Source organism: Paracoccaceae bacterium (genome assembly GCA_019454225.1).
GTDB lineage: Bacteria > Pseudomonadota > Alphaproteobacteria > Rhodobacterales > Rhodobacteraceae.
This window is the reverse complement of sequence record CP075370.1, coordinates 3,620,477-3,637,441: the sequence shown is the minus strand read 5'-3', so window position 1 is coordinate 3,637,441 and position 16,965 is coordinate 3,620,477. Positions and strand designations below refer to the sequence as shown.

14 protein-coding genes and 2 tRNA genes are annotated in these 16,965 nt (G+C 69.6%); 5 read left to right on the top strand and 11 right to left on the bottom strand.

Going from position 1 to position 16,965, the window contains the following annotated elements; translation table 11 throughout:
* Position 1: 1 nt before the first annotated feature.
* The 5 genes from KF887_17300 to KF887_17280 all read right to left on the bottom strand — a co-directional run bounded on the left by KF887_17300 (position 2) and on the right by KF887_17280 (position 4,751).
* Entirely contained in the window at positions 2-700 is a 699-nt protein-coding gene (locus KF887_17300; GenBank protein ID QYK41115.1) for an ABC transporter ATP-binding protein, read from the bottom strand.
* Positions 697-1,440 carry an ABC transporter ATP-binding protein gene (locus KF887_17295; GenBank protein QYK41114.1) on the bottom strand — a complete coding sequence of 248 codons (744 nt, stop codon included), beginning with the start codon at positions 1,438-1,440 and terminating at the stop codon, positions 697-699. Before KF887_17295 ends, KF887_17300 begins: the two co-directional genes overlap by 4 nt.
* Positions 1,440-2,456: a branched-chain amino acid ABC transporter permease gene (locus tag KF887_17290; protein QYK41113.1), complete on the bottom strand. Its 1,017-nt coding sequence runs from the start codon at positions 2,454-2,456 to the stop codon at positions 1,440-1,442. Before KF887_17290 ends, KF887_17295 begins: the two co-directional genes overlap by 1 nt.
* Before the next feature lie 3 nt (positions 2,457-2,459).
* Complete coding sequence (locus KF887_17285) at positions 2,460-3,380, bottom strand: branched-chain amino acid ABC transporter permease (protein QYK41112.1); 921 nt, start codon at positions 3,378-3,380, stop codon at positions 2,460-2,462.
* 81 nt (positions 3,381-3,461) lie between these two features.
* Positions 3,462-4,751, bottom strand: coding sequence for an ABC transporter substrate-binding protein (locus KF887_17280; protein ID QYK41111.1), 1,290 nt, complete (start codon positions 4,749-4,751; stop codon positions 3,462-3,464).
* Positions 4,752-4,950: 199 nt separating this feature from the next.
* Between KF887_17280 and KF887_17275 the strand changes: the two genes are divergently transcribed.
* From KF887_17275 to KF887_17265, 3 genes are all read left to right on the top strand, one after another.
* Positions 4,951-5,814, top strand: coding sequence for a MurR/RpiR family transcriptional regulator (locus tag KF887_17275; GenBank protein ID QYK41110.1), 864 nt, complete (start codon positions 4,951-4,953; stop codon positions 5,812-5,814).
* Positions 5,815-5,964: 150 nt separating this feature from the next.
* Positions 5,965-6,040: transfer RNA gene (locus tag KF887_17270), tRNA-Lys, on the top strand.
* A 157-nt stretch (positions 6,041-6,197) separates the two neighbouring features.
* The gene (locus tag KF887_17265) at positions 6,198-8,549 is read left to right on the top strand and encodes a lysylphosphatidylglycerol synthetase family protein (GenBank protein ID QYK41109.1); all 2,352 of its coding nucleotides are present in this window, start codon (positions 6,198-6,200) and stop codon (positions 8,547-8,549) included.
* Between the two features lie 7 nt (positions 8,550-8,556).
* Here KF887_17265 and KF887_17260 read toward each other — a convergent pair whose 3' ends face one another.
* Positions 8,557-10,257: an AMP-binding protein gene (locus KF887_17260; GenBank protein ID QYK41108.1), complete on the bottom strand. Its 1,701-nt coding sequence runs from the start codon at positions 10,255-10,257 to the stop codon at positions 8,557-8,559.
* A gap of 135 nt (positions 10,258-10,392) precedes the next feature.
* On the opposite strand from KF887_17260, the gene argE reads away from it, so the two are divergent.
* On the top strand, positions 10,393-11,553 hold the full coding sequence (argE, locus tag KF887_17255; GenBank protein ID QYK41107.1) for an acetylornithine deacetylase: 1,161 nt from the start codon (positions 10,393-10,395) through the stop codon (positions 11,551-11,553).
* Positions 11,554-11,664: 111 nt separating this feature from the next.
* On the opposite strand, the gene KF887_17250 is transcribed toward argE, so the two are convergent.
* A complete protein-coding gene (locus KF887_17250; GenBank protein ID QYK41106.1) occupies positions 11,665-12,804 on the bottom strand; it encodes a Rieske 2Fe-2S domain-containing protein in 1,140 nt (379 codons plus the stop codon).
* 148 nt (positions 12,805-12,952) lie between these two features.
* Between KF887_17250 and KF887_17245 the strand changes: the two genes are divergently transcribed.
* Positions 12,953-13,027, top strand: a tRNA-Thr gene (locus KF887_17245).
* Positions 13,028-13,093: 66 nt separating this feature from the next.
* Here KF887_17245 and KF887_17240 read toward each other — a convergent pair.
* Genes KF887_17240 through KF887_17225 form a run of 4 tightly spaced genes read right to left on the bottom strand, consistent with a single transcriptional unit; the run spans position 13,094 to position 16,861 of the window.
* Complete coding sequence (locus tag KF887_17240; protein ID QYK41105.1) at positions 13,094-14,227, bottom strand: N-acetylglucosamine-6-phosphate deacetylase; 1,134 nt, start codon at positions 14,225-14,227, stop codon at positions 13,094-13,096.
* Positions 14,227-15,252, bottom strand: coding sequence for an SIS domain-containing protein (locus KF887_17235; protein QYK41104.1), 1,026 nt, complete (start codon positions 15,250-15,252; stop codon positions 14,227-14,229). The genes KF887_17240 and KF887_17235 overlap by 1 nt, the downstream gene beginning before the upstream one ends.
* A complete protein-coding gene (locus KF887_17230) occupies positions 15,249-16,028 on the bottom strand; it encodes a GntR family transcriptional regulator (protein ID QYK41103.1) in 780 nt (259 codons plus the stop codon). Before KF887_17230 ends, KF887_17235 begins: the two co-directional genes overlap by 4 nt.
* A complete protein-coding gene (locus tag KF887_17225) occupies positions 16,028-16,861 on the bottom strand; it encodes an ATPase (GenBank protein QYK41102.1) in 834 nt (277 codons plus the stop codon). Before KF887_17225 ends, KF887_17230 begins: the two co-directional genes overlap by 1 nt.
* Between the last annotated feature and the right edge of the window lie 104 nt (positions 16,862-16,965).

Below are 16,965 nucleotides of genomic sequence, written 5' to 3'. Positions count from 1 at the left end.
CCTACATCCCGATAAGGCGGCGCCGCAGCGCCGGATTGTCCAGAAGCTCCGCCGCCGGTCCCTCGTGCGCGATCCGTCCCCGGTCCATCACATAGACGCGGTCGGCGACCTCAAGCGCGGCAAGCGCGTTCTGTTCGACAAGCAGCGACGCAACCCCGTCGGCCTTCAGCCGCCGAACGGTGCGCAGCACATCCTGCACGATGCGCGGGGCAAGGCCCTGGCTCGGCTCGTCGAACAGCACAAGTCCGGGTGAGCCCAGAAGCGCGCGGGAGATCGACACCATCTGCAACTCCCCCCCCGACATGTTCTCGCAGTCGCGGGCCATCAGGTGTTCCAGGGCCGGGAATATGCCGAACATGTCGGCCTCGGTCCAGGCGCGGAACCGGCTGCGCCGGACGCCCAGACGCAGGTTGCGCGCGCCGGTCAGCGACGGGAACACGCGCCGGTCGTCGGGAACCCAGCCGATCCCCCGGCGCACGATGCGGTGCGTCGGCATTCCGGTGATGTCGGCACCGTCAAAGCGGATGGTGCCGCGCCGGGGCGGCGACAGGCCAAGGACAGACCGGATCGTCGTCGTCTTGCCCGCCCCGTTCGGACCAAGAAGCGCCACGACCTCGGCCTCGCCCACCCGCAGCGAGGGGCCGAACAGCGCCTGGGTCTCGCCGTGAAACGTCTCGATGCCCCGGATCTCCAGCATCATGCCACCTCGCCCAGGGCCGACCGCGCCACCCAGGGGTTTGCCCGCAGCGCCGCGGGCGTGTCCTCCGCGATGACCTGTCCCCAGTGGATCACCGAGATGCGGTCGGCCAGATCGAACAGGAACCGCATGTCGTGCTCGATCATCACGATGGTGTGGCGGTCCCGCAGCCGGCGGATCAGCGCCGCAAGGTTGCGCGTCGCCTCGGCGCCCAATCCGGACGTCGGTTCATCGAGGAACAGGATGCGCGGCCGTGCCGCCAGTGCCACGGCGATTTCCAGTGCCCGGCGGTCGCCATAGGACAGTGCCCGGGCCTTTTCCCAGGCCTTGTCCGCCAGTCCGACCTGGTCCAGCACCTCCAGCGCGCCGTCGGTCAGCCGGCGGTCGCCGAACACGGCGCGGAACGGGTGAAACCCGCGCGCGCGCATGGCAGGCAGTGCCAGCAGGACATTCTCGATCACCACCGTGTCGTCGAACAGGTTCATGATCTGGAAGGATCGCGAAACGCCCAGCCGCGCGATGCGCTGCGGCGGCAGGCCGGTGATGTCCTGGCCGTCGAGCGTGATGCGCCCCGCGTCGGGCCGGTGCTGGCCGGTCAGAACGTGAAAGCATGTGGTCTTGCCCGCGCCGTTCGGGCCCATGATGCCATGCACGCTGCCGGCCTCGACGGCGAGCGTGATGTCCTCCAGAACGACGCGCGCGCCAAAGCGCTTCTGCACCCCGGTTGCCGAAAAAAGTGCCATCACACCTCCTTGGCCCGCGCGGCCGCGGGATCGGCGGCGCGCGGGCGCGACAGGATGTGGATCAGCCCTGCGAGGCCCTCGGGACGCAGCACCACCATGACCATGAACATCAGCCCGTACCACAGCAGCCACGCCTCGGTCAGGCCGCCCAGCACGTCGCGTGCAACGAAGTACAGCAGGACCCCCAGCACCGGCCCCCAGAAGCTCACCAGCCCGCCACCGACCAGCACCATCATCACGATCAGTCCCGACTGGTGCAGCGCCATGACATCCGGATAGGCGCTTTGCTGCGCCATCGCGAACAGGCCCCCGGCCAGCCCGGCAAACGCCGCCGACAGGGTGAAGGCCGCCCATTTGTAGCGCCAGACGTCATAGCCGATGAACCGCGCGCGCATCTCGTTCTGCCGGATCGCCTGCAACACCCGGCCGAACGGGCCGTTCACCAGCAGCCACATCAGGACAACCGCCGCCATCAGGATCGTCGCCACGAAGAAATAGAAGGCCCGGTTGTCATCCAGGTCCACCCGCCATCCGCCCAGCACCAGATCGGGGCGCGGGATGCCCAGCAGCCCGTCCTCGCCTCCGGTGATCCAGCGCAGCTTGATCGCCGAGAACCAGAACACCTGCCCGAAGGCGATGGTCATCAGCGCGTAATAGATGCCGCGGCGGTGCGACAGGAACAGGCCGACGACCGCCCCCGCCGCCGTCGCGGCCAGAACCGCGGCCCCCAGACCGCCCCACAGGCTGACCTCCACCTGCTTCTGGAACAGGCCGAAGGCATAGGCGCCAACCCCCAGATAGGCCCCGTGGCCAAAGGAATGCAGCCCGGCATAGCCAAACAGCAGGTTGAACCCCATCGCGAACAGGATCCAGATCGCCACCTCGATCCCCAGATACTGGTAAAGGCCGACCGGCTGCAGCCAGAACGGCGCGGTGACGACCAGCGCGGCAAACAGGCCCATCGCGGGTGTCAGGGGCGATCCGCCGCGCGCCGGGATATCGGACAGCGTGATCATCGGTCAGGTCTCCAGCGCGGATTTGCGGCCCAGCAGGCCGCGCGACCGGAACCCGACCACGGCGATCAGCAGGATGTACATCGACATCGTCGCCCAGGCCGAGGCATAGGCCCCGGTGATCCCGACCGCGAGACCGACCATCAGCGCGGCGATCACCGCGCCCCAGAAGCTGCCGACACCGCCGATCACGATGATCAGGAATGCCGGGATCACGACGTCGATGCCGACATGCGGGCGCAGACCCCAGATCGGCACCATGATCACCCCCGCCAATCCCGCCAGCGCCGCACCGAAGCCGAACACCAGAAGCCGCAGGCGCGACAGGTCATAGCCAAGCGCGCGCACCATCTCGCTGTCATGCGCACCGGCCTTGATGATCGCGCCATAGGGCGTGCGCTCGAGGAAAAGCCAGACCACAAGGATCGCCAGCGCGCTGAACGCGGCGGCAAACAGCTTGTACTTCGAAAAGATCATGCCACCCAGCAGCACCGCGCCGTTGATCGACTGCGGCACGGGCAGGTTCTGCTCGCCGGTGCCCCAGACAAGGCGGATGATCTCTTCCACCACCAGGGCGGCGCCGAAGGTCAGCAGAAGCCCGTAGAGCGCGGGCTTGCCATAGGTCGGCCGCAGGCAAAGCTCCAGCAGCATCCCCGCGACCCCGGCCAGCACTGGCCCGACAGCAAGCGCAAGCACATAGCGCGCGGTCAGCGGCAGCCCCAGCCACCAGGCGCCGAAAGGCGTTTCCGCGAACCAGTCGGCCCCGATCGTCGCCAGTGCAAAATAGGCACCAAGCGCGAACAGCGATCCATGCGCGAGGTTGATCACCTCCATCACGCCCACGATCAGCGTGAAGCCAAGCGCGATCAGCGCGAAGAGAAGGCCGAGCGTCAGCCCGTTGATGATGTGCGGAAGCAGATCGAACATGTCGGATGTCGCCTTTGCATGGGCGTCGAACGGTCTTGCCGAAGGCCGGAAGCGGGCCTTCGGCAAGGCTGATGCCGCGCCTCAGGCGTCGAAGGTCGGCGTGGCCTCATAGCTTTCCAGCGCGCATTTCGCGGCCGATCCGGTGTCGCGCACCGTCTCCGGGTCGGATTGCGTGACGATGCTGAACAGATCGTCGGGCTCTGAAGGCGACGGATTGGCCGACGCAAGATAGATCGTCTGCTGCACCTGGTGGGTGTTCGGGTCGATGTAGGCATCGTGGTGCTGCATCCGGCTTTCGGCCGGCATGCGGTGCCCCTCCAGCGCCTTGATGACCGCGATGTTGTTCGTGCTGCCCGCACGCTCGATGGCCGAAAGCAGTTCGCGCGTCGCCATGTAGCCATTGTAGAACACGTTGCCGGGAACCCGCATCGCGGTGTCGGGATACATGGCCTGGTACTTTGCCACGAACTCCGCCACGCCCGGCAGGTCAAGCTTGTAGTACCATGTGGTGCCGAACACGCCGAACAGATTCTCGATCGGCAGGCCATAGACGTCGGGCCAGTCCTGCTGGCTGTTGATCCAGGCCGGGCTTGCCCCCATGCCCAGCTGCGCGACCTGCTGGCGCATCGCCTTCTGGTCGTCCCCGCCGATGGCGGCCGCAACCACGCCCGGCTTGGCCTGCTGCAGCTTCAGCAGGGCGGCGGTGAAGTCGCGCGTGCCCTGCGGGATCAGGATCTCTTCCATGACGGTGCCGCCATATTCGGCCAGCAGTGCCTTGGTGGTTGCCGCCGTGTCATGGCCCCAGCCGTAGTCGTTGGTCAGCAGCATCCAGTCCGGCCCGTAGGCGTCGATCGCATTCTTCGTCGCGGCCTTGGCAAAGTTGGTGCCGTTGCCGTCCCAGACGAACTTCACCCGGTGGCAGTTCTCGCCGCTTTCGGTGGGCGAGGACGAGTTGGTGTTGAGATAGATCACACCGTATTTCTGGGCGATCTGGCTGATTGCGTTCGCAACGCCCGAATGGACCGCACCGATCAGGAACCCGCAGTCCTCTCGGGTGATCATGCGCTCGGCCACGCGGCTGCCGGTGGCGGGCGTCGTCTCGGTGTCGATGTGCAGATGCTCGATCCTGCGGCCCAGCACGCCGCCGCGCGCGTTCGCCTCCTCGATGGCCATCAGCATGCCCCGGCGGTCGCTGGCGCCCGAGTTCGCATATTGCCCGCTGGCGTCCGAGGTGAGGCCGATGCGGATCGGCTTGTCCGTGGCCTGCGCGTAGACCCGGTTGTGCCGCCATGGCCCCATGAACGCCGCCACCCCGCCGGCTGCGGTGGCCGACCCGAGCAGGCCGCGCCGCGTGAACTTCGAGTCCGACATGGTATCCTCCCTTTTCCGGCCCGGCGGTGCCCGTGGCCGACTGCGATGAGCGTGCCGGTTGATCCGGGCATCGAACGTTCTGCCCTGTCTGTAGAAAAAATATTCAATCCATGTCAATGAAAATTTCTTCGTGCACCGGACCCTCCGGCTGGCCTAGACTGGCGGACGAAAACCGCTTGCTCAGGACCGCCCCGCAACCATGTCAGAACCCGACACCAAACCCGCCGCCGTCGAGACCTTCGACGCGCTGCGCCACCGCATCCGCAACCGCTTCTCCGATCTCAGCCCGCACCTGCAACGGATCGCCCGGTCCGCCCTGGATGAACCGAGCGTCTTTGCCCTCAGCACGACATCGACCATCGCCGGCCTGCTGCAGATCCAGCCCTCGACGCTGATCCGCTTTGCCAAGGAATTCGGCTATGCCGGCTTTTCCGACCTGCAGAAGGTCTTTCGGCAGCGCCTGATCGAGGGCACGCCGAACCTGCGCGACCGGGTCGACACCAGCATCGCCGAACGCACCTCGCCGCCCGATGCGGCCGAGGTGCTGCGGACCTGCGTGGAGGCGCAGATCGCCGCCCTGCGCGACCTGTCGCGGACCTGCCCGCCCGAAGACTTCGCCGCCGCGCTCGATCTCCTGCGGGGCGCGCGCCATGTCTACATCGCCGGGTTGCGCCGGTCCCACCCGATCGCAAGCTACCTGTCCTATGGCCTGCTGCGGCTTGAGCGGCCCTGTTCCCTGCTGGACTTCGGCGGCGGCATGGCGGGGCCGCAGCTGGGCACCATGTCCGGGTCCGACCTGCTGGTGGCGATCGCCTTTCCGCCCTTCTCGCAGCCGGTGGTCGATGTGGTCATGGACGCCTATGTCAGCGGCCGCAACATCCTGGCCATCACCGACAGCACGGCCAGCCCGCTGGCACGCCACGCCTCGGTGGCCCTGCTGGTCGAGGCGGTCGCGCCGTCGCAGTTGCAGCCGATCTCGGGTGCCATCGGTCTGGTGCAGGCCCTGGTGACGGCATTGGGCGATGCCATGCAGAGGGGGCAGGAAACCGCGGCGAAAGCCTGACCGCCGGCGGCACATCCCGGCGGGGGCGCCCGGCCTCCGCGGCCACCAGCCGTCCCGGTCGGCCGCCCTGCGGCTGCCGCCGCGTCGCCCGGCTTTGCTGCGATTGGGGGTTGACCACCGCCCCGACTTTGCCTAGCAGGCGCCTCCAGTGGGCCCGTAGCTCAGTTGGTAGAGCAACTGACTTTTAATCAGTGGGTCACAGGTTCGAATCCTGTCGGGCTCACCACTTCCGCCAATACCTTGCCGACGGAACCGCGCCTGTGGCGCGGGGCACTGGCGCGCGCGGCCGGGGTGGCCTACATCACCGGCGGAATGCCGGTTCGCGGAACCGCGGCGCGAAAGGATCGAACGCAATGGACGCGGCCGGGCTGCCATCCCCACCCGTGCGGGACCGATGGGCCGTCCTGAAGGCGATTCTGCCCTATCTGGTCACGGCGGCGCTGTTCGCGCTCGGCCTCTATGCGCTGCAACGCCTTCTGGCGCCGGTCGACCTGCGCGAGGTGGTCGACCAGATTCACCAGACACCGTGGAGCACCGTCGCCGTGGCGCTAGCGGCCACGCTCTGCGGCTATCTGGCGCTTGCAGGCTATGACTGGTCCGCGCTTCGCTACATCGGCAAGCCGCTGCCGATCCCGGTGGTCCTGACCGGCGGGCTCATGGCCTATGCCTTCGGGAACACCATCGGGCTTTCGGCGGTCTCGGGCGGCGCGGTGCGCTGGCGCGTCTATTCGCGGCTCGGGCTCGATGGCTATGACGTCGCCGCCGTCTCCACCTTCGCCGCCGTGTCCTTCGGGGTGGCGGCGACGCTGGTGGGGCTTGCGGCGCTTGCGGCGCATCCCGGCGCGCTTGCCGCGATCATACCCTTCGGGGCGCCCATGGTGCGGACGGTCGCGCTCGCGGCGATCGCGGCCATCGTCGTGCCGCTGGTGATCGCCTCGGTCTCGGGGCGGGCGCTGCGGATCGGGCGCTTCTCGCTGCGCGCGCCCAGCCTGCCGGTGCTGGCCGGACAGGTGGTGTTCAGCGCGGCCGACATCGGGTTCTCGGCGCTGACGCTCTACATCCTGCTGCCGTCGTCCGACCTCGAGTTCCTGACGTTCCTTGCGGTCTTTGCCGCCGCCACCATGGCCGGCATCATCAGCCACGTTCCCGGCGGCGTCGGCGTGTTCGAGACGGTGGTGATCGCCGCCATGCCCGCGTCGATGCCGGTGGGGCAGGTGGCGGCCGCGCTCCTGCTGTTCCGGCTCACCTACTACCTGCTGCCCTTCGCGCTGGCGCTGATCGTCCTGGCGATCTTCGAACTCTGGCAGACCGTGGGCGGCGCGGGCGGGCAGACGGCCCTCGGCCGGTTGCTCGGTGTGATGGCACCGGGGCTGAACGCGGTGTCGCCGCTGGCCCCGCTGGTGCTGGCGGCGATGATCTTCGGCTCGGGCCTGTGGATGAGCCTGGCCGCCCTGGTGCCTCCGACATCCGACGCCGCCGAGGCCGCGCAGGCGCTCTTGCCGCTGGCCTTTGTCGAGGGGTCTGCGCTTCTGTCATCGGCGCTTGGCGCGGGGCTGATCGTGCTGGCGCTGGGCGTGGTCCGGCGCAGCCTGGGGGCCTGGCTGCTGGCCGTGGCCACCATGGCGGCCGGCGCGGTCGTGGCCATTGTCGACGGGTTCGACCTGCAGCGGGCGGCGGCCCTGGCGGCGGGGGTTCTGGTCCTGTTGCCGTTCCGGCATGTGTTCCACCGCCGCGCGATCCTGACCCATGCCGCCATGTCGCCCGGCTGGATCATCCTGGTGCTGTCCACCATCGCGGCCTTCGGGTTCGTGCTGTTCTTCGCACACAAGTCCACGCCCTATGCACATGAACTGTGGTGGCAGTTCGCGATGGACGAACGCGCGCCCCGCGCCTGGCGGGCGGGGCTGGTGGGCGGACTGCTGGTCGGCGTGACGGCGCTTGCGCTGCTGCTGCACGGCCCGCGCTACCGCCCGCAGCCGCCCGACGTCGACCTGCGGGCACGGGCGGTCGCCATCGCCGCCGCTGCGGGCGATCCGGCGGCGGCGCGGGCGCTCGGGCTGGCGCAGCATCTGATGCTGTCGCCCAAGGGCGGCGCCTTCATCGGGTTCCGCATCGCGGCCGGGGCCTGGATATCCGACGCCGGTCCGCAGGGCACCGAACCCGAGATCGAGGAACTGGCCGGTCTCTTTGCCGATGCCGCGCGGCGCGCGGGTGCCCGGCCGGTGTTCCAGAACCTGCCCGAGGATCACGCGGCGCTGGCCATCGACATCGGCCTCGCGGTGAACCGCGCCGGAGCCGAGGCCGTGCTCGATCTCTCGCAGCGGCCGGACCAGGCCGCCATCGCCCCCGATCTCCAGGCTGCGCTGACCCGCGCCTTCGCGGCGGGCATGTCCTTCCGCGTCGAACGCGGCGCCGACCCGGCCACACCCGCCCGCGCCATCCTGCAACGCAACGGGGCCGAGGTCGCGCAGGCGCGGCTCTGGTGGCAGCCCGGCCTTGCCGCCAGCCTGGTCGCGGCCGAGGGCATGGCCGCCGATCTGGCCGAGGTTCTGCTCGCCGCCCTTGTCCTTCGGCTGCGCGACGACGGCTGCCCGGCCGTGTCGCTGGCCCGCAGGGCCGAGGGCGCGGGCGATGGCGGGGCGGTCTGGCAGGTCGCGCTGCGGCTGGGCGCGGTGCCGCGCGGGCTGCTGACCGCCGAACCCTCGACCGCGCGACCCGTCGCGCATCTGCGCTAGCCCCGCGTCAGGCCGTGGCGATCTCGGTCAGGCCCAGTTCCTGCACCATCGCCTGACGCATCAGGAATTTCTGCGCCTTCCCCGTCACCGTCATCGGCAGTTCCCCCCTGAACCGCACATGGCGCGGCACCTTGTAATGCGCGATCCGTCCCCGGCACCAGTCGCGGATCTCCTCCTCGGTCGCGGTGGCGCCGGGGCGCAGCACGATCCAGGCGCAGACCTCCTCGCCATAGGTCGGGTCGGGGATGCCGAACACCTGCACCAGTTGCACCGCCGGATGGCCGAACAGGAATTCCTCGATCTCGCGCGGATAGACGTTCTCGCCGCCGCGGATCAGCATGTCCTTCACCCGGCCCACGATGTTGCAGTACCCCTCGGCATCCAGCGTCGCCAGGTCGCCGGTATGCATCCAGCCCTCGGGGTCGATGGCCTCGGCCGTGCGCTCGGAATCGGCCCAGTAGCCCTGCATCACCGAATAGCCCCGCGTGCACAACTCGCCGATCTGCCCGACCGGAACGGGCTCGCCGTCGGGCCCCGCCAGCCTGACCTCCAGATGCGGATGGATGCGCCCCACCGTCGTCACGCGCTTGTCCAGCGGGTCGTCGACATGGCTCTGGAAACTCACCGGGGACGTCTCGGTCATCCCGTAGGCGATCGTCACCTGTCCCATGTGCATCTGCGCCACCACCCGCTTCATGATCTCGATCGGGCAAGGCGAACCCGCCATGATGCCCGTCCGCAATGTGGATAGGTCGAATTCCGTAAAGCGCGGATGGTCCAGCATCGCGGCGAACATCGTCGGCACGCCGTACAGCGCGCTGCAGCGTTCCGCCTGCACCGCCGCCAGCGTCGCCAGCGGGTCGAACCCCTCGCCGGGGAACACCATGGTCGCGCCCTGCGCCACGCAGCCCAGCGTGCCCATCACCATGCCGAAGCAGTGATACAGCGGCACCGGAATGCACAGCCGGTCATCGGGCAAGAACCGCATCGTCGCCGTCGTGAAACGCGCGTTGTTGACGATGTTGCGATGCGTCAGCGTGGCCCCCTTGGGCAGGCCGGTGGTGCCGCTGGTGAACTGGATGTTGATCGGGTCGCCAGGGTCCAGCATGGCGGTGGCGGCATCCAGCCGCCCGGCGTCGGGCGCCGTGGCGGCCAGGCTGTCGAACGACAGGCAGCCGGGCGTCGCCCCCGCGCCCATCCGCACCACCGCGCGCAGGTCGGGCAGCCGGGCGCTCGTCAGCCGGCCGGGGGCGCAGTCATCCAGTTCCGGCGCAAGTGCCGCGATCATCGCCAGATAGTCGGACGACTTGAAGGCCGCGGCCTGGATCAGCACCGACACCCCCACCTTGCGCAGCGCGAATTCCAGCTCCGCCACCCGATAGGCCGGGTTCACGTTGACCAGGATCGCGCCGATCCGTGCCGTGGCGAACTGGGTCAGCAGCCATTCGGGCCGGTTCGGCGACCAGATGCCCACACGGTCGCCCCGCGCCACCCCCAGCTCCATCAGGCCCGTCGCCAGCCCGTCCAACGCCCGCGCGAAATCGGCCCATGTCCAGCGCAGCCCGCTGTCGGTGAACACCGCCGCCTCGGCCTCGGGCCGGACGGCGCAGGTCCGCGCCAGCATCGCGGGAATCGTCACATCCCACAGGGGCGGCTCCACCGGGCCCCGCACCATGGATGTTGCGCCGGGGCGCAGGCTTTCGGTCATCTGATGTCCTCCCCGGTGGCCCTTGCCACCCGCGCATGGTGGCGCGGCGGCGGCCGGCAGGGCAAGCCCCCGGCGGCACGGCCTCTTGCGTCCCCCCGCCATGGCGGATGACATGGGCGACAACCGGAGGCCCCGATGAACGCCCTTCCCCAGACCCGCGCCATCCTCGACCGGCTGATTGCCTTCGACACGGTCAGCCACCGCCCGAACCTCGACCTGATCCACTATGCGCGCGATCTGCTGCATGACGCGGGCGTGCCGACGGTGCTGGTGCCCGATGCCTCGGGCGGCAAGGCCAATCTCTATGCCACGGTCGGTCCCGCGGACCGGGGCGGGGTGATGCTGTCGGGGCACACCGATGTCGTGCCGGTGGACGGCCAGGACTGGACGCATCCGCCCTTCCGGCTGACCGAGGATGCGGGGCGCCTCTACGGACGCGGCACCGCCGACATGAAGGGCTTTGTCGCCTGCGCACTCGCCGCCGCCCTTGCGGCGGCAGGGCGGCGGCTGGCCCATCCCCTGCATCTCGCGCTGTCCCATGACGAAGAGGTGGGCTGCATCGGCGTGCGGTCGCTGATCGACCTGCTCGACGGGGCGCCGGTCCGGCCCGCCATGGTGATCGTGGGCGAACCGACCGAGATGCAGGTGGCCACCGGACACAAGGGAAAGGTGGGCGTCCGCGCCACCTTCCACGGCCGCTCGGGCCATTCCGCCCTGGCACCGCTGGCGCTGAACGCCCTGCACATGGGGGCCGACTTTGTCGCTGCGGTGCGCGCGGCGCAGGCGCGCATCGCCGCGTCCGGTGCCCGCGACGGCGACTATGACGTGCCCTACACCACGCTTCACGTGGGCAGCCTGCGGGGCGGCACGCAGTTGAACATCGTGCCGAACCTCTGCACGCTGGAATACGAGGTGCGCAACCTGGCCGAGGATGATCCCGACGCCATCCTTGCCGATCTGCGCGCCGCGGCGGCGCGGATCGTGGCCGATACCGGCGATGCCGACGCCCGGGTCGAATTCCAGCAGACCATGCGCTATCCCGGCCTCGGCACGCCGCCCGGTGCCGCTGTGGTCGCCTTCGTCAAGGGGCTGACCGGCGCGAACGGCACCATCAAGGTGGCCTATGGCACCGAGGGCGGTCTCTTTGCCGAACGCCTGGGCCTGCCGGTCGTGATCTGCGGGCCGGGGTCGATGGCACAGGGTCACAAGCCCGACGAATTCGTCACCGTCGAACAGCTCGATCGCTGCGACGCGATGCTGGGCCGCCTGGTCAACCGGCTTCAGGCGGGGCTCTAGGGTGCGGGCGGCGTCGCCGCCCAACACCAATCGCTAAGAAATGGTTAAGACGGAAGTGTCAAGCCATTGATATTGCTGGGTTCGAAAAGCGTCCCACGGTGGGACGCCTGGCTAGCCCCCCGGCATCATCCCCGCCACATAGCGCGCGAAGTCATAATTCGGACGCTCCAGATGGCTCAGCGGTCCGGGGTCCGAAAGCCCGGCACACAGCCCGCGATAGACCCGCTCCACGCAGCCCTTGTCCTCGACGTTCACATCGTCCAGCAGCGCCTTCAGCCGCGCGAAATGCTCGCGCGCCTTCGGGTCCTCGACGAATTCCGGGGCAAGTCCGCCGCCGAACAGGACATGCACCCGCCCCGGCCCCTCCGGCGTCAGCGACAGGTACCAGAAATAACCCGGCGACAGCGTGATCAGGAGCGCCGGATAGATCGACAGCAGCCAGGTCGTGCGCCTGTCATCCCCCTGCAGCGTGGTGTTCGACGGATGCGCCAGCGTCAGGTCAAGCGCGTCGTTCTTGATGATGTAGTGATAGTTGAACGCGGGCAGCCCCTCGGGGCAGGTCATCTTCAGCAGGTCGACCGTGGGCCCGATGGTGCCGGCGTGGCAGACCGGCAGGTGGTAGCTTTCCATGAAGTTCTCGGCCAGCACCTTCCAGTTCGTGTTCCAGTCGAACTCCTCCCGGAACGCCTCGACATAGTCCTGCATCCGGTACTTCCCGACCAGCGCCTCGACATCCGCCAACCGCGCGGCCGGGTCGGGTGCGTCGGGGTTCAGCGTCACCATGATCCAGCCCTGCCAGTCGACGCAGCGCACCCGCGGCAGCGCGATCCGGTCGCGGCAGAAGGCATCGTTCAGCGCCATCGCCGGCGCCCCCCGCAGCGTGCCGTCCAGGTTGTAGGTCCAGGCGTGATAGGGGCAGACGATCGACCGCACGTTCCCCCGGCCTTCCAGCAGCGTCGACATCCGGTGCCGGCAGACGTTCGACATGGCCCGAAGCGCGCCCGAACCGTCGCGCAGCACGATCACCGGCTCGCCCGCGATTGTCATCGTCAGATAGTCGCCGGGGTTCGGCAAAGCCTCGGCCCGGCCCGCGCAGAGCCATTCCCGCGCGAAGATGTGCTGCTGTTCCAGGGCCGCGAAATCGGGCGACACATAGACCGACTTCGGCATCGCGAGCGCCTGGGAAAACGGCGTGTCCACATTGGCCCGCAGTTCCTGCAGGGGTGTCAGCGAGGAATCGTGGCGCGTCATCGGCAGCGGTCCGGTTTGGCGGGGGGCTGGCGCCAGCATGCCGCATGTTCGGCGGCAGGGGAACGGTTTTCCGCCGCCACCGGGCGGTTTGCGCGGCCCCGGCACCGGGATTGCACCGCAGAAGGCAGAATGCTATCCCCGCAGCCGTGCCCTCTTAGCTCAGCGGTAGAGCAACCGCCTTGTAAGCGGTAGGTCGTCTGTTCAATCCAGACAGGGGGCACCATTTCACCCCGCGCCCTTCACCCCGCCCCGTCGTCGCCCGGCCCGAACAGATCGCCCGACGGGCCGATCAGTGCGTCAGCGGGACGCCCCCGCGCCAGACAGCGGCAAGCGACAGGTCGGGGGCAAGATGCACCAGATCGGCACGGCAACCCGGGCCGAGGCGGCCCGCCGCAGCCCCGATCAGCCGGGCGGGTGTCGTCGTGACCATGGCCAGGATCCGGGCAAGCGGCACGCCGAGCGACGCCAGAACCGAAACGGCGCGCGGCAGCGTCAGGTCTGCCCCCGCCAGGGTGCCATCCTCAAGCGTCAGTTGCCCCCCCCGTCGCAGGATGCGACGCCCGCCCAGTGTGATCTCGGTCAGGCCGGACCCTGCAAAGGCCATGCAGTCGGAGACCAGGAACAGCCCGTCGGGCCGCGCGGCGAGCGCCACGCGCAACGTCTCGCCTACCACATGGATCCCGTCGGCGATCAGACCGGCCGGCAGGTCCGACGACAGGATGGCGCCGACCAGTCCGGGCTCGCGATGGCCAAGGGGCGACATCGCGTTGAACAGATGGGTGGCGCAGGCCGCTCCCGCCGCCATGGCGGCGCTGGCCTCGGCCAGCGTGCAATCGGCATGGCCCAGGCTGACGGTCACCCCGGCCGCCGCAAGCCGCGCGATCTGCGCGGGTGTCGCGGCCGCGGGGGCCAGTGTCACCATCAGCGCGGGCAGGGCGCCGCGGGCCGCGATCAGCGCCGCGAGGTCATCGTCGGTCATCGGGCGGATCAGGGCAGGGTCATGCGCACCCTTGCGCCGCGGGTCGAGATGCGGGCCTTCGAGGTGCAGCCCCAGGAAACCCGGAACCCGCGCCCGCGCCGCGGCTGATCCGGCCGCGATGACGCGCGCGGTTGCCTGTGGCGTGTCGGTGATCAGGGTGGGCAGGATGCCCGTCGCGCCCAGCCGGGCGTGGACCTGACAAAGACCGGCAATCCGGTCGGCGGTTGCCGTGCCGTCGACCTGCCAGCCACCGCCGCCGTTCACCTGGAGATCCAGGAAGCCCGGCGCCAGCGTCCCGCCGTCCAGCCGAACCGCCGGGCCCATCGGCGGGGCCCCGGGCGGCAGGATCGCCGCGATCTCGCCATCCTCGACGGCCAGCCCGGCACCAGGGTGCAGCACCGTGCCGTCGAAGACATCGGCCCCGACAAGGGTGAAGGCTGGCATCAGACCGTCTCCGTCACCTTGCGCAGGTGGGGTGGCGTGTCGGGGTCATAGCCGCGTCGCCGCGCCAGTGCCTCGACGAAACGATACCAGGCGGTTGCCATCACCAGCGGCGCAACCATCGGGTGCAGCCCCGGCACCGAGGGCAGCGTTGCCGCGCCGGGCACCTGGACCCCGGTGATGAAGACGTCCGCCCCCTGCGCCGCCAGCCGTTCCGCCGTCGCGCCGACCTGCGGCAGCGCGGCATCGTCGACGCCGAGCGCCAGCACCGGAAACCGCGCATGCACGATGGCGGCCGGACCGTGCAGCACCTCGGCGGCCGAATAGGCCTCGGCATGCAGGCCGCAGGTTTCCTTGCCCTTCAGGGCCGCCTCGCAGGCGATCGCAAACGCCGGACCACGCCCGAGAACATAGAGCGACTGCGCGACCGCCAGCCGGTCCTCAAGCGCCGACCAGTCGAGCGCAAGCGCCGCCGAAAGGGCGTCGGGAAGGTTCGACAGGGCGGAACGCAGCGCGTTGTCCTCCTGCCACTCGGCCACGAGCGCCAGACCCGCCAGAACCGAGGCGACGAAGGTCTTGGTGGCGGCGACCGACCGTTCCGGGCCCGCCATCAGCGGGATCGCATGCGCCACGGCGCGCCCCATCGGGCTTTCGCCGTGATTGGTCAGCGCAAGCGTCAGGGCCCCCCCGGCACCCGCCGCGCGCATCATCTCGACGATGTCAGGGCTCTGGCCGGATTGCGAGATGCCGATGCAGGCCGCCCCGGTCAGGCGCAGCGGACGGCGGTAGATCGACGCGACCGAGGGACCAACCGAAGCAACCGGAATACCGGCCGAAAGCTCCACGGCATATTTCAGGTAGGTGGCGGCATGATCCGACGATCCCCTGGCGACGGTCACGATCAGGCCGGGGTCGACGGCCCGCAGCGCGGCTGCAGCGGCGCCAACCTGGCCTCGCGCCTTGGCAAGGAACCGGGCGGCGGCCTGCGGGATCTCGGCGACCTCGCGCGCCATGTGCGTATCGGTCATGCGGGTGTCCTTTCCTGGCCTGCGTCCTGTGGCGCAAGGGTGAGTTCGACGGCGAAGTCATAGGCGTCGCCGCGATAGAGCGAGCGGGTCAGTTCGACCACCCGGCCAGAGGCCAGATGCCCGATGCGTTCGATCCGCAACCCGGCGGCGCCAGGCGCCACGCCCAGCAGATCGGCATCGCGCGCGGCGAGGTTCGCGGCCGATATGCGCTGCACCGCCCGCACCGGGCGCATGCCGCGCGCCTGCAGAACCGCGTAGAGCGAGGCCTCGACGATCTCGGGATCGGGCAGCGCCCAGGTGGGAATCGACGCCCGCTCGATGGCCAGCGGCACACCGTCGGACGACCGCACGCGATCCAGTCGCGCCACCCGGTCGCCCGCGCGCAGGCCAAGGGCCATCACCTCTTCCGGGGCGGGGGCGGCGATGCTGCGCGAAATCCAGCGGCTCTCGACAGCCTTGCCGCGCCGCGCCATGTCTTCGGTGAACGAGGTCAGCAGCGACAGCGCCTGTTCCAGCCGCTCGACGCGCGGGGCGACGAAGGTGCCCGAACCGCGTCGCTGCGTCAGCGCGCCATCGGCGACAAGCGCCTGCACCGCCTTGCGGATTGTCACCCGGCTCAGCCCCGTCAGCGCCGCCATGTCGCGTTCGGGCGGCAGGCTGTCGCCGGGTTTCAGCCGCCCTTCGGCGATACCCTGCGCGATGCGCCGGTGCAGCTGCAGGTAAAGCGGCCCTGCGCCGGTGTCGTCAAATCCCTCGGCAGAGAAGATGCGGTCCATCACGCCGCCCCCCGCGCCAGCATCAGCGCGCCGTCCAATGCGCTGCCCAGCGGTTCTGCCACCGGCCAGCGCCCTGCCAGGCGGTCGCGGAATGCAGGGCCGAGGCCGCCCAGGAACACGACGGGCAGCGCGCGGCCCGCCTGCAGGATGTCGATTGCCGCGGCAACCTCGCGCAGTGCTTCGGCGAGGATCGCCGCCGCCGCGACATCCTCGGCCGCCGCCGCGAGAATGCGGGGGGCAAGGGCCGCAAAGTCGGCAGGGCGCGCCGTCCCGGCGGCGGCGATGACGCCAAGGCTGCCCCCGTGTTCCGCGATCAGCGCCGAGAGAAACGGGGTCAGCGCCGCGTGGCCGTCCTCGGCCCGCAGCGCGGCGGCGAGGGCCGCGCGGCCCATCCAGGCACCCGACCCCTCGTCACCCAGGACAAGGCCGCGTCCGCCGATCTGCCGAATCCGCCCGCCCTCGGCACTTGCGAACACCGAACCCGTCCCGATCGCCGCCACGATTCCGTCCCGCCCGCCAAGCGCGCCGAGCGTGGCGGTCACGGCGTCGGTCTCGATCCGCAGCGGTGCGAAGGGCAGGGCGGCGCGCAGCCGTTCGCTGGCACCTGTGGCGTTCGCTCCGGCCAATCCCATGGCGGCACCTGCAATCACATCGATTCCGGCCGCTGCCATCGCCCTGCGCGCAGTGTCCAGGATGTTGCGCGCCGCACCTTCGGCGTCCGAGGTGATGTTGGCAGGTCCGCCCTCGACCCGGGCCAGCACACGGCCCGCGGCGTCGCTTACCGCCGCCCGGCATCCACTGCCGCCACCGTCGAGTCCCAGATAGAACGCCATGCGAATCCCCCTTCGGCAACATAATACCAAAGAAATACCATTTTGGAAGTTCCGATCCGAAATCAGATCAGGAACCGCCAAGATCAGCAGGAAATCCGATGGGG